Raw genomic sequence first — 12,140 nt, forward strand, 5'->3', positions numbered from 1 at the left:
CGCGGCCCGTGGTGGCCGCTCGTGTCCCTGGGACGGAGCCGGCTCCGCGTTCTCGACACCCGCGACGAACTTTCTCAGGCGATTTTCGGCGGGATCGCCGTAGGGGAGGCCGCCGAGACTCAGGCCGTGACCCCCGTGCCCGCGAGCAGCGCGGTGCTGATCTGCCTGCGGGACCCGATGCCGAGCTTTGTGAAGACCTTGCGCAGGTGCCACTCGACGGTGTGCGGGCTGATGAAGAGCTGAGCGCCGATCTCGGGGTTCGTCAGCCCGTCACCGGCCAAACGCGCTATTTGTGCCTCCTGAGCGGTAAGAGTGGCACGTGCCTCGACGCTGCGCTTGCGTACCGTCTCGCCGGTGGCCTGAAGCTCTCGCCGGGCGCGTTCCGCGAACGCCTCGATCCCCATCTGGCTGAGCGCCTCGTACGCGACGGCCAGGTGCTCGCGCGCGTCGACGCGGCGGTTCTCCCGGCGCAGCCACTCGCCGTAGAGCAGCCGGGCGCGGGCGTACGTCACCCGGACCCTGGTGCGGCCGAGCCGCTCGATCGCCTCGCGGTACCCGGCTTCGGCGGCGGGTCCGTCGCTCACCTGGGCACGCACGGCCGCCGACATGCCGAGGGCGTAGTCGGTGCCACTGGCCTGTGCGAGCTCGTCGAGTCGCCGGGCCATTTCGGCGGCGCGTGCCCGCCTTCCGCTCCGGGCGGCGGCCTCGGCGAGCTCGACCATGGACCTGATGGACAGTCCGAGTTCCTGGGGATTCCCGTAGCCTTGCTCGGCCGCGACGTACGCCTCCTCGTAACGGCCGAGGCCGTTGTACAGCACCGCGCGCGCCCACTGGGTGGCGGTCAGCACCTTTCCCTCGCCCTGGAGGACCGTGTCGCGGACGACCGCGTCGATGGCCTGGCGTGCCGCGGCTTCCCGTCCCCTCCACGGCTCGATCACCATGGCCACATACTGGGGGATGAAGCGGCTGCCCGTCGCCTCACCGATCGCCGCGGCCTCGGCGGCCAGCGAATCCGCGACGGCCAGCTCGCCGGCCAGCACCCGAGCCGACACGTGCAGCAAGATGGCCGACGGCAGCACCGACAGCGCTCCCGTCTCGCGGGCCAGGTCGACCAGCCTGGCCGAGAGCGCCAAGTAGCTGTCGAACTCCCAGATGTTGAAGGCCATGCGGCTGGCGAGCGGGAGCCAGCCCAGGCCCTCTTCCCGGGAGACGTCTTCGGCGCGGAACGCGTCCAGGGCCTGCCGCACCATCGGCACGCCTGCCGCGAAACCCTCAGCGGTCATCAGGGCCAAGCCGTTCACGAGCAGATCGTTGCGCGCCGGCGGGGGTCCCAGCGGTGCGGCGAGCGCCGCCTTGGCGACATCCGGTAACTGAACGCCGCTCGGCAGGCGCCCGGCGGTCATGGCCGCGTACAGCGCGTCACGATAGGTCTCGCGAGCCAGCCCGGCGTCCAGCGGCTCCAGCCGCTTGGCGGCTCTGAGCAGCAGGGGCAGGGCGGGGCCGGCGCTTCTGGCCGCGAACACGATCTGACCGCGCAGCAGGTCGGCCTGGGCGCGTTCGCGTGGGTTCAGGGGGCTGAGCTCCGCGGCGTCCAGCAGTTCGAGCGCGGCGTCGAACCCACCGGCCTGATGCTTGGCCCGTGCCGCCGCCAGCGCCCTGGCGCCGCGGCGGGCGGGATCTGGGGTCAGCTCGGCCGCCCGTTCCAGGAACGCGGCCGCCGCGGCGACTCCGCCGCGTGCCTGCGCCCGGTCGGCGCAGCGCTCCAGCTCGGCGGCCACCGTCTCGTCGGGGACGGTCGTGGCGTTGGCGAAATGCCACGCTCGACGATCGGGATCCGTTTGAGGATCTGTCGCGTCGGCCAGCGCGCGGTGCACGTTCTGCCGATCCTCCGGGGCCAGGCGGTAGGCCGCCGAGCGCATGAGCGGATGGCGAAAACGCACCCGGGTCCCGATGGTGATCAGTCCCGCCGCTTCGGCCGGCGATGCGGCGGACGCCTGGATTCCCAGCAGCTCCGCCGCTCGCGTCAGCAACGTCACATCGCCGACCGGCTCGGCCGCCGCGAGGAGCAGCAGCTGCTGCGCCTCGGCCGGCAACGACTGCATCCGCCGCAGGAAGCTCTGCTCGATCCGGCTCGCCAGCGGCCGCGCGTCGGGCCGCCCGAACCCACCCGCCAGCTCCGCCGCCGTCAACCCCCTCGGCAGCTCGAGCAGGGCCAGCGGGTTTCCCTGCGTCTCGGCGACGATCCGGTCGCGGACCCGCTCGTCGAGACGCCCGGGGATCACGGAGTCCAGCAGGGCGCGGGCGTCGCTGTCGCTCAACCGTCCCACTTCGAGGTGCGGCAGCCCTCTCAGCTCTCGTTCGAGGTGGTGCTCGCGCACCGCGAGCACCAGCCCGATCGGCTCCGCGAGCAGGCGTCGTGCGACGAAGGCGAGGGTCTGCGCGGAGACTTCGTCCAGCCACTGCGCGTCATCGACGAGGCAGACCAGTGGCCCTTTCCCGGCCACGTCGGCGAGCAGGTTGAGCAGCGCGAGCCCGACCAGGAAGCGATCGGGCGGAGGTCCCGCGCTCAGGCCGAACACCGTACCGAGCGCGTCGCGTTGAGGGCCCGGAAGGTGACCGAGGTGATCGAGGAACGGGGCGCACAGCTGGTGCAGGCCGCCGAAGGCCAGCTCCATCTCGGACTCGACGCCCACCGCTCTGACCGTCCGGCAGCCGGACGCGCTGCCCCGCGCGTACTCGAGCAGGGCCGTCTTGCCGATGCCTGCCTCGCCGTGCAGGACCAGGACCGAGCTGTGGCCGGCCTGCACCGTCGCCACGAGCTGGTCCAGCGTCTCGCACTCGATCTGCCGCCCGCGAAGCGGCGACTCGGAACCTCTGCTCGCCATGGGCACCGCCCCGCCGACCCTTCACCCGTTGACCGTCGACTGCCGAACGTCGGAGGCCACCGGCGCTACACCTCGGATCGCCGCGCGGCCTACCTTTCCGCTGTCAACCCGGCAATCAACGCCGGTCTGGTCATTATCGGCTGTAAGGGTGATCTTGCCTATAACGACCAGGGCCACGATCCCGGTGCGAAGCCGCGCCCCCGCACCCGGGGCACCCCCTGACATCCGGGGCCAGGGTATGGACCACGCTCTTTCCGGGGCGCGATGAGGGGGTCTCGGAGGCGACCGTGAGCACAGCGGCATCACCGGATGCCGTGAGTGAACGGAGCCGAGATCGTGACCATGAACCTGTTGGAGTCGCAGGGAGACCACGCGAACCCGATCGATGACGGGCCGATCAAAAGAGGGGACGGAGCCGCGTCGGCGTTCGCCGGCGTCGCGCCCCGGCTGTTCGCGATCGGCCTGCGCGTCCTGCACGACGTGGGCGAGGCCGAGGACGTGGTGCAGGAGACGTGGCTGCGATGGGCCCGCACCGACCGCTCGATCGTCGCCGACCCTCCCGCGTTCCTCGCGCTGACCACCACCAGGCTCGCCATCAACATCGCCCAGTCCGCCCGCAGGCGCCGCGAGACCTCCACGGGTTCCTGGCTGCCCGAGACGAGGGACCCCTCCGCCGGCCCCGAGACGGCAGCCGAACGGCACGAGGCGGTCGACACCGCGATCCGGATGCTTCTGGAGAGGCTGACCCCCGCCGAACGAGCGGTCTACCTGCTGCGCATGGCCTTCGACTACCCCTACCGCAGGATCTCCGAGGTCCTGCACCTGAGCGAAGACCACGCGCGGCAACTCGTGCGACGCGCCCGCGACCACCTCGCCACCGAGCGGCGCAACCCGGTCAGCGCCGTCGGGCACCGGCGCCTCGTACGGACGTTCCTCGCCGCCGCGCAGACCGGCGACCTCGCCGAACTGGAAGAACTGCTCGCCGCCGCGACCGCGGCGACGGAGCGTCGAGGGCGCGGCCGACGATGACGCCCGCGGCCGGGCACGCAGCCCGGCGCGCGACGGGGGCCCTCTACTGGGCGGGATCGCCGGACCGGGGGCCGTCTTCCAGCACCTCGACCGCGTCGAGCAGACCTCGCAGGCCGATCGCTTCGCGCTCGACGTCCGTCGGATCGAACAGCCAGTCGGTGACCGGCAGGCCGACGCCCTCCTCCGGGTGGCTGGACTCGACCCGGATCACCTCCGCCTCGATGTCGATCTCGAGCTCGTGCAGGAATTCGTTGTCGTTGCCCGGAGCGGTCATCGTTCCTCTCTCCGTGTCTCGTGGATCACTCGGCGTCTCGTGGAGCACTCGGCGTCGTGTGGCCGGCTCGGCCGGGGCGGCCTGCTCGGTGTGCGACCAGGACGGCGGCGCGGCGGCCCGGGCGGTCCGCTCGAGGGACCCGCCCGGGTGCCGCCTGCCGCGCCGCCGCTACTTCGTGGTCACGGTCATCGCGTGCGCACCTGTGAACGGCGTCGGTCTACTTGCCGCCGCCGGCGCGGCCGAGCCAGTCGTGGTAGCGGATCGTGCCGAGGGTGGCGTCGTCGTCGATCGGAACCAGCGACCGCTCGCTCAGCTCACTGCCGAAGTAACGCGCGTGCGGGTCGGTGACCACCTCGCGCGGGTCGCCCCAGGCGGCCAGCGCCTGCCGGAAGAACTCGTCCATCCGGAACTGCTCGGGCCCGGCGATCTCGACCCTGCCGTTCAGCGGCGACCCCACCGCGGCCCGGCCGACCGCCTGGGCGACGTCGTCGCCCGCGATGGGCTGGAAGAGCACCGGCGGCATGTGCACCTTGCCGTCCACCGTGGCATCGTCGGCGATGCCGCGGGCGAACTCGAAGAACTGGGTCGAGTGCACGAGCGAGAACGGGATCCCCGACTTCTCGATCAGCTGCTCCTGGGCGATCTTCGCGGCGAAGTAGCCGTTGTCCGGCATCCGCTCAGTTCCCACGATCGACACCGCGACGTGGTGACCCACCCCCGCCGCCGCCTCCGCCGCGAGCAGGTTGCCCGTGGAGGTCTCGAAGAACCTCAGCACCGCGGTCCTCTCGAACGACGGTGAGTTCGACACGTCGACCACCACCTGCGCACCGGCCAGCACCTCGGCCAGTCCCTCGCCGGTCAGCGTGTTGACGCCGGTGTTCGGCGAGGCCGCCACCGCCTCGTGGCCGTGCTCGCCCAGCCTCTTCACCAGCTTCGACCCGATCAGGCCGGTGCCGCCGATTACCACGATCTTCATCGCGCTCTCTTTCTGTCCGCCGGGCCACCTGGCTGCCACCCGGTCGTCAGCTAAGACCGGACAGCCTCCCGGCGTGTGACGGGTGCCGCGACGTTCTTCTCAATTCGGGTCATGGCCACGCGTTCCAGAGCTGCCCCCGATGGCCGCCGTCCAGATGGTGACGGCGACCAGAAGGACGCAGACGGCCGCGATCGCGCCGACCACGGCGGCCACGCCGATCCAGGGCGCCGCGAGCGGCAGCACCAGGACGATGAGCACGCACGCCGGCACCGCGGCGGGCGACATGACCGACTCTGCGACGACGAGCACGTGCACCGACCACAGCAGGGCCAGATACGCCGCCACCGGAACGGCGACCGCGTAGCCGAGCGCCGTCGGCGACGCCACAACGTCGTGCCCGCTCGTCTCCACCGCCACCTCGAGCCCGGCGCCGAGGGCGGCGAGAGCGGCGAAAATGCCGTAGTGGCCGTATCCCCACAGATAGGACCGATGGCGGCGGTCGGTGAGACCGTCCCCCGCAGGTCCGAGGAAGTACAGCCACCAAAGAGCGAACAGCAGGATGAGACCGGCGGCGGCGATCACGACGAAGCGGCCGCCGACAGCGTCCGCATCGAGTGCTCTTCCGACTCCCCTGCTCGCGGCCAGCACGCTCTCGCCGAGCAGGATGATCGTGAACAGGCCGTAGCGCTCGGCGATGTGATGCGGGTGCCAGTTGGTGGCCATGGCCCGCTCCGCCCACCACGGCACCGCGAGCTCCAGGGCGGCCAGGCAGACGAAGAACGGCAGGCCGAAGGAGGAGGGCAGGATTCCCGTCTCCACCAGGGCGAGCCGCGACAGCCAGCCCATCTGCAGAAGGGTGATGCCCCCGGCGTAGCGGAGCGCGGTGCGGCGCCTCACCGGGTCTTCGAGACCGGCCCGCAGCCATTGGGCGACGAGGCCGAGCCTCATGACGAGGTAGCCCAGGGTGATGACCCGATAGTCGGAGTGGCTCGCCGCGGCGGGGACGCCGGCGGCGAGGACCAGCACACCGGCCATCTGCACCATGGTCAGCAGCCGGTAGGCGACATCGTCGGTGTCGTAGGACGAGGCGAACCACGTGAAGTTCATCCACGCCCACCAGATCGCGAAGAACACCTGGAGGAACGGCACCAGCCCGGCCAGGCCGTGACCGTCGGCGATGTCGTGCGCGAACTGCGCGGTGACGGCCGCGACCGCGACCACGAAGGTGAGATCGAACAGAAGTTCGAGCTGGCTCGACACGCGGTGCGGCTCGTCGATGGCGCGTGCGTTCATCCGGATTCGGATCCGGATCGTGGTGCCTGCTGGGGGCAAGGTCTGCTCCTGTCACCTCGCGACGTACGGTCGTCTCGAAGACAGGGCGACGTGCCGAACTGTGACACCTCCTGTGACACCTCGGCGCGGACCGGGCGCCGCTCGGGGGCGGCGCCGTTCGTGCGGCCGGGGCGCTGTTCCGTCAGCGCGCGAGCCACTCCCGATAGGTGGTTTCGGCGATGACGGCGCCGTCCTTGGCGACGAGGGCGTGGCCGGAGGCGGCCGCGTACATGCCGGCGCCGTCGTCGGTGAGGACGGCGCGATGGTCGCCACGGGCGGCGAGGGTGATCCTGCCCAGCTCGTCGAGCGCGAAGACCTCGGGGCCGGCGATGTCCAGGGTGCCGCGCAGCGGGACGCCCACGCTGACATCGGCCACGGCCCGGGCGACGTCGTCCGCGGCGATGGGCTGCATGAGGGTGGCGGGCAGGCGGACCGTGTCCTCGTCGGAGGTCCAGGACAACACCGTGTCGATGAACTCGAAGAACTGGGTGGAACGCACGATCGAGTACGGAACGGGGCCGGCCTTGAGGATGTCCTCCTGCAGCACCTTCGCCCGGTAGTAGACCGACCCGGGCACCAGGTCGGCGCCCACGATCGACAATATGACCGCATGGCCGACGCCGGCCGCCTCGGCTCCGGTCAGCAGGTTGTCCATCGTCTCCCGGAAGAAGGCGGGCGAGGCCTCGTCGAAGGTCCGCGGCTTCGTCACGTTGACGACGACGTCGGCCCCCGTCAGCGCCTCCGGCAGGCCCCTGCCGCTGAGCAGGTCCAGGCCGGTGGACGTCGAGTGCGGCACCGCCTCGTGCCCGCGGGTGCTCAAGATCTTGACGACCCGGGATCCGATGAGGCCGGTCCCGCCGATGACAGCGATCTTCATCTTCTGACCTTCCCGGCTGCCACGACGATACGCGCCGGCCCCTCCTCCGGACCCGGCGCTATCGGCACTTCAGCCAGGCCACGATGGGCAGGCTCACTCCATCCGGTGTCCTGACCCATCGGTAGCCCGCCTCGACCCTGGCACCCGTGGGTCGTGGGCTGTTCGTCCGGTCGTCCCAGAGACACGAGGGGCGACCGCCCACCGTGGGCTGACCGGCGTCCGTCCACACCACGTTGTCATAAAAGCTTGCGCTTATTCCGTTGTCTGCCTGGAAAGCTCCCTTCCTGCCCTCTGCCATGAGGAACGCGTGACCCTCGGCCACGCGGAGCGGCACGGCGCCGAAAGGCAGGCGGGTCGCGATGAAACCGCCGACGAAGAGGGCGGCGAGAACGACAACGGCAAGCCACGCTCGGCTCAGCGAGACGGTTTTTGCCAGCGGGGGGAGGGACATGGCCGGACTGTATCGCGGCAATCACCCCGATATGTCTGTGCTTTTGTGCGCGGCGGCTATGCGTGAGGCGCCGGACTGCGCCGGCGCGGAGGCCCGCGGCCGGGAAGTCGACGGCCGCTTCCATCTCGGATCCCACGGATGCCGCCGTCACCGCGCCCCAAGTCGCGGCGCGCGACAGGACGCGGACGCTTGGTAATTGATTGATGACAGTGAGTGATGTCATGGTGCTTCCATCTCGATCAACTCTCTTGGAGAAAAACCATGCTTGCTCACCGTCTGCTCGCCGTCGCCGTCGTCTCCGCCGCAGTGGGTGCGGTCACCACCGTGCCCGCCATGGCCTCCGCCGGCCGGCACACCGGCGACCCCGCCCGGGTCGGTCCCCCGGCGTGCGTCGACGTCAGCAACAATCGCGGCAACGGTACGCAGATGTACCTGTGGGAGTGCCAGAACAACAACGCCAACCAGAAGTTCGTCTTCCAGGACGGCCTCATCAAGGTGGAAGACACCATCGGTAAGGCCCAGGAGATGTGTCTGGACGCCTCCAACGGCCGCGCCAACGGCACCCGCGTGTACCAGTGGCAGTGCCTGGGGAACGCCAACCAGCTCTGGGTCCTCCAGAGGGGTCAGATCATCCTCAAGTCCACCCTCAACACGGGCAACCGCATCTGTCTGGACGTCACCAACAGCCGCGCCAACCTCGCGCCGGTGTACCTGTGGCAGTGCGTGCCCAACAACAACCAGAAATTCGTGATCGACGACGGCCAGATCGTGGTCAAGGACACCCTCTCCTGACCTGGCCGCACCCGGCGCCCTCCGGCATGCCGAAGGGCGCCGGCGGCGGGCGGGATGGCGTCCGCCCGGCCGGAGGACGTGCCGGCCCGCCGGGTGACGCCGTCCGACCGCCGACGCGGGTCCGGGATCGGACCCCGCTCGCCCAAGGGCGGGCGGGGCCCGATTCCGGACCACTCGTCACCTGCACGGTCGGCAGGCACCACGACGAGGTGTTTCACCGGCGGAGCCGGACACTCCGTACGGGCGCCTCAGCGGGCCGTGAGAGTCCAGAGGTGGTCGGCGGTGCCGTTGTCCTCCCACTGGAGGACCTGGGCGCCGGAGGACTTGCTCATGCCGTTCACGCCGAGCAGCAGGCCACTGTTGTAGTTGCGGATCTTGTAGTGACCGGCCCCGTCGGATATGAACGACCACAGGTGATCGGCGGTGCCGCTGTCGCCCCAGATCAGGGCCGTCCCGCCGTTGCCGGTGCTCATGTTGGTGATGCCGAGGACCAGGCCGCTAGCCCTGTTGACGATCTTGTAGAGGCCGGAGCCGGCGTCGACGAGGGTCCAGGTCTGGGTGTTGCCGGACGAGGGCGTGGCCTGGTCGACCAGGGTGCCCTGGGCGGTGCCGGAATTCTGCGTGTCCAGGGCGAGGCCGCTGTTCACGTTCTTGATCTGGTAGGACCCGGCCAGCGAGGTGCCGGGGTTGCCGCTGCCCGGAGTGACGACCAGGTGGTATCCGTAGGTGGCGTTCATCGCCGGGATGGGCACGGTGACGGAGCCGTTGTTCACGGTGTAGTTCGACTCGGCCAGCGTGCTGGGGCCGGAGACGGCCACCGTACGCCCGGGCGAGGGGGTGTACTCGACCTTCACGTGGACGGTTCCGCCGAAGGAGCCGAGCCCGTTGATCGCCACGGCGCTGTCGCCGGAGCCGCCTCCGACGATGACGCTGAGCTGGTTGCCCGCGCTGTTCATGGCCGCGGCGCCGTCGATGCCGGTCTGCGCGGGCGGGGTGGTCGTGACCATGTTGCCGCTCATGTCGCCGTACCACTTGTAGAGCCAGTAGGCGCCGTTGGGGGAGCCGCCCCGGCCGGTGAGCAGGTCGCCGAGCGTGCCGGACTGGTTCCAGAACGCCAGCTCCGCGTCGCGGACGCCCAGCCGCTCGAACTTGGCGATGTAACCGACGAGGGCGCCGGGGACGCCGACCTCGGACGGAGCGGCGTACTCCTCGATGGCGATCGGGCGCGGGCTGATGCCGTACTTCTTCTCGAGGTTGACGACCGTGGCGATGTCACCGGCGATCTTCGACGACCTGATCAGCTCGTGCCAGGCGATGATGTCGGGGACGGTGTTGGTCGCGACCGCGTTCCGCAGGAAGTTGTCCATGTCGCTGATGTTGTCCGAGAAGCTCGGCCCCTGGATCGGGGTCGTCGGGTCCTTGGCCCGCACCTCTCGGTAGGTCCTGGTCCAGAAGTCCTCGTACGTGCCGTTGGACGACTTCCAGGTGTTGTCCGACTCGTTCCACAGCTCGTAGGCGGCCAGGTTGGTGATGCCTGACGCCTTCGTCTGCGCGATCTGCTGGTCGACCAGGCTGAACCAGTTGCTCCAGCTGAACTGGTACGGCCAGCCCGCGTAGACGTCGGACAGCCGGTTCACGACCTTCGCGCCGGCCCTGGCCGCTTTCGGGGCGACGGTCAGGATGTCACCCGTCGGCTGCTGCTTGCCGCCCTGCGGCTTCTGGACGAAGGTGTTCGGCTTGATGGCCTGGGCGAGGTTGTCCGCCGGCGCCGACGCGTCCGCCAGGCCGTACAGCGAGCCGCTGGCCACATGCGTCACCGGGCGGAAAGGCTGGTTCGCGCTGACCACCAGGGTGGTCGAGGCACTCGCGGCGGCGTGGGCGGGAGCGGCGGCGATGGTGGCGCCGGCTGCGGTCACCGCGAGCGAGGTGAGCAGGGCTGCGGCCTGCCCGGCTCTGGTTTTGGTCGTCTTCACTGCGCTCTCCTGAGGAGTGGTTGGGGGGTGGTCGTGTGGGGAGCGGACCACAGGGGTCGGCGGCCGGTGACGAGGGTGGCTCGACGCCGACCGCCGACCGCCGATCGCCGGCGGCCGCGTCCACGGGTACCGGCCGGGTAACCATGGCCTCAGTCCTCGACCGCGCCGGTCGCGGAGAGGACGGCAGATTCGCGGGACATGGAATTCCCCAGATCGGTGCCTGTGCGGCGGTCACGACGACGCAGCGCACAATCCGAGTTGAGCAACTATGCGCAAACGTTTTTCAAGCCGGAAACGTACGGTGAACCTGTCTGGGCGTCAAGACTGCCAGCCAGGTGAGTTCTCATCCGCACATGATTGGCCAAGACGAGAAAGCGGTGGGATCATGGCCGCAGCGGGGATGAAGAGCAAAGGATTGCGTGTGTCGGAGTCGGGCCGTACGGTCACCAAGGCGAGGGCCACGCTCAGCGACGTCGCCGCACTGGCCGGCGTCAGCGTGGGCACGGCGTCGAAGGCCCTCAGCGGAACCGGGCGTATGCGTCCAGAAACGCGCCAGCGGGTCCTCGACGCCGTCCAGACTCTCGATTTCCGCCCCAACCAGCAGGCGCAGAGCCTGCAAACCGGCCGCAGTTGGACGGTGGGTCTGATGACCACCGACGGCATCGGCCGGTTCAGCATCCCGGTCCTGCTCGGCGCGGAGGACGCGCTGGGTGCCGGCAAGATCTCCGTGCTGCTGTGCGACACCCGTGGCGACCTGATCCGCGAGCAGCACCACCTGCGGAACCTGATGGACCGCCGCGTCGACGGGATCATCGTGACCGGCCGGCGGACGGACCCTCGCCCCCCGCTCGGCGGTGTCCACGACGGCGTGCCGGTGGTCTACGCCCTCTCTCCCTCGACCGACTCCGGCGACATCTCGGTGGTGTCGGATGACGTGCAGGGGTGCCGGCTGGCCGTCGACCACCTGCTGGCCACCGGGCACACCCGCATCGCGCACGTCACGGGACCGGCCCACCACGCCGCCGCCACCGATCGGGCGCGCATCACCGAGCAGTTCCTCGCGGACGCCTCACTTCGGCTGGTCACCGGCAAGCCCCACTTCGGCGACTGGAGCGAGGCCTGGGGGCGGCGTGTCGCGGAGATGGTGCTGCGTATGGCGCCGGACACCGATGCCTTCTTCTGCGGCAACGATCAGATCGCCCGCGGCGTCACCGACACGCTTCGCGAACGCGGCGTTCCGGTCCCCGAGCAGGTCGCCGTCATCGGCTACGACAACTGGGACACCATGACCCTCGCCGCCCGTCCACCCCTCACCACGATCGACAGCAACCTGACCGAGATCGGCCGCGTCGCCGCCCTGCGCCTCCTGGAGGCCATCGACGACAACCCCGCACCCGGTGTCCACAGGGTCCCCTGCAGGCTGGTCATCCGCGACTCCGCCTGAGCCCGCAAAGGACCTGCGGCGGATTCCGCTGGCGGAAGCGGGGGTGAGAGCTCCACGAAACCCGCGTTCCGGCACAACTGTCCCCCAATCCGGTCAAGCACAGTCGG

At 70.1% G+C, this 12,140-nt stretch carries 10 protein-coding genes; 3 read left to right on the forward strand and 7 right to left on the reverse strand.

Going from position 1 to position 12,140, the window contains the following annotated elements:
- Nucleotides 1-119: 119 nt before the first annotated feature.
- Nucleotides 120-2,885, reverse strand: coding sequence for an AAA family ATPase (locus AB0O28_RS16135; protein WP_363640689.1), 2,766 nt, complete (start codon nucleotides 2,883-2,885; stop codon nucleotides 120-122).
- Between the two features lie 342 nt (nucleotides 2,886-3,227).
- Here AB0O28_RS16135 and AB0O28_RS16140 point away from each other — a divergent pair, with 342 nt between their 5' ends.
- A complete protein-coding gene (locus AB0O28_RS16140; RefSeq protein ID WP_363640969.1) occupies nucleotides 3,228-3,914 on the forward strand; it encodes a sigma-70 family RNA polymerase sigma factor in 687 nt (228 codons plus the stop codon).
- Between the two features lie 43 nt (nucleotides 3,915-3,957).
- On the opposite strand, the gene AB0O28_RS16145 is transcribed toward AB0O28_RS16140, so the two are convergent.
- The 5 genes from AB0O28_RS16145 to AB0O28_RS16165 all read right to left on the reverse strand — a co-directional run bounded on the left by AB0O28_RS16145 (nucleotide 3,958) and on the right by AB0O28_RS16165 (nucleotide 7,824).
- Complete coding sequence (locus tag AB0O28_RS16145) at nucleotides 3,958-4,188, reverse strand: hypothetical protein (protein WP_363640691.1); 231 nt, start codon at nucleotides 4,186-4,188, stop codon at nucleotides 3,958-3,960.
- A gap of 217 nt (nucleotides 4,189-4,405) precedes the next feature.
- Nucleotides 4,406-5,164 (reverse strand): SDR family oxidoreductase, encoded by a 759-nt coding sequence (locus AB0O28_RS16150; protein WP_363640693.1) that lies wholly within the window; start codon nucleotides 5,162-5,164, stop codon nucleotides 4,406-4,408.
- 99 nt (nucleotides 5,165-5,263) lie between these two features.
- Complete coding sequence (locus AB0O28_RS16155) at nucleotides 5,264-6,457, reverse strand: low temperature requirement protein A (protein WP_363640695.1); 1,194 nt, start codon at nucleotides 6,455-6,457, stop codon at nucleotides 5,264-5,266.
- A gap of 181 nt (nucleotides 6,458-6,638) precedes the next feature.
- Nucleotides 6,639-7,373 (reverse strand): NAD(P)H-binding protein, encoded by a 735-nt coding sequence (locus tag AB0O28_RS16160; RefSeq protein ID WP_363640697.1) that lies wholly within the window; start codon nucleotides 7,371-7,373, stop codon nucleotides 6,639-6,641.
- 58 nt (nucleotides 7,374-7,431) lie between these two features.
- Nucleotides 7,432-7,824, reverse strand: coding sequence for a hypothetical protein (locus AB0O28_RS16165; RefSeq protein ID WP_363640699.1), 393 nt, complete (start codon nucleotides 7,822-7,824; stop codon nucleotides 7,432-7,434).
- Nucleotides 7,825-8,085: 261 nt separating this feature from the next.
- Between AB0O28_RS16165 and AB0O28_RS16170 the strand changes: the two genes are divergently transcribed.
- A complete protein-coding gene (locus AB0O28_RS16170; RefSeq protein WP_363640701.1) occupies nucleotides 8,086-8,616 on the forward strand; it encodes an RICIN domain-containing protein in 531 nt (176 codons plus the stop codon).
- A 248-nt stretch (nucleotides 8,617-8,864) separates the two neighbouring features.
- Here the strand turns inward: AB0O28_RS16170 and AB0O28_RS16175 are convergent, their stop codons facing one another.
- Nucleotides 8,865-10,589, reverse strand: a complete 1,725-nt coding sequence (locus AB0O28_RS16175; RefSeq protein WP_363640703.1) for an RICIN domain-containing protein — start codon at nucleotides 10,587-10,589, stop codon at nucleotides 8,865-8,867.
- Between the two features lie 421 nt (nucleotides 10,590-11,010).
- Here AB0O28_RS16175 and AB0O28_RS16180 point away from each other — a divergent pair, with 421 nt between their 5' ends.
- Nucleotides 11,011-12,033 carry a LacI family DNA-binding transcriptional regulator gene (locus AB0O28_RS16180; protein WP_363640705.1) on the forward strand — a complete coding sequence of 341 codons (1,023 nt, stop codon included), beginning with the start codon at nucleotides 11,011-11,013 and terminating at the stop codon, nucleotides 12,031-12,033.
- Nucleotides 12,034-12,140 lie beyond the last annotated feature (107 nt).

The organism is Microbispora sp. NPDC088329 (assembly GCF_040685655.1).
GTDB lineage: Bacteria > Actinomycetota > Actinomycetes > Streptosporangiales > Streptosporangiaceae > Microbispora.

Coding starts and splice junctions, on each gene's coding strand:
- AB0O28_RS16155 (WP_363640695.1), bottom strand. CDS start 6,457: ATGAACGCACGCGCCATCGACGAGCCGCACCGCGTGTCGAGCCAGCTC.
- AB0O28_RS16135 (WP_363640689.1), bottom strand. CDS start 2,885: ATGGCGAGCAGAGGTTCCGAGTCGCCGCTTCGCGGGCGGCAGATCGAG.
- AB0O28_RS16170 (WP_363640701.1), top strand. CDS start 8,086: ATGCTTGCTCACCGTCTGCTCGCCGTCGCCGTCGTCTCCGCCGCAGTG.
- AB0O28_RS16165 (WP_363640699.1), bottom strand. CDS start 7,824: ATGTCCCTCCCCCCGCTGGCAAAAACCGTCTCGCTGAGCCGAGCGTGG.
- AB0O28_RS16150 (WP_363640693.1), bottom strand. CDS start 5,164: ATGAAGATCGTGGTAATCGGCGGCACCGGCCTGATCGGGTCGAAGCTG.
- AB0O28_RS16145 (WP_363640691.1), bottom strand. CDS start 4,188: ATGACCGCTCCGGGCAACGACAACGAATTCCTGCACGAGCTCGAGATC.
- AB0O28_RS16140 (WP_363640969.1), top strand. CDS start 3,228: ATGAACCTGTTGGAGTCGCAGGGAGACCACGCGAACCCGATCGATGAC.
- AB0O28_RS16160 (WP_363640697.1), bottom strand. CDS start 7,373: ATGAAGATCGCTGTCATCGGCGGGACCGGCCTCATCGGATCCCGGGTC.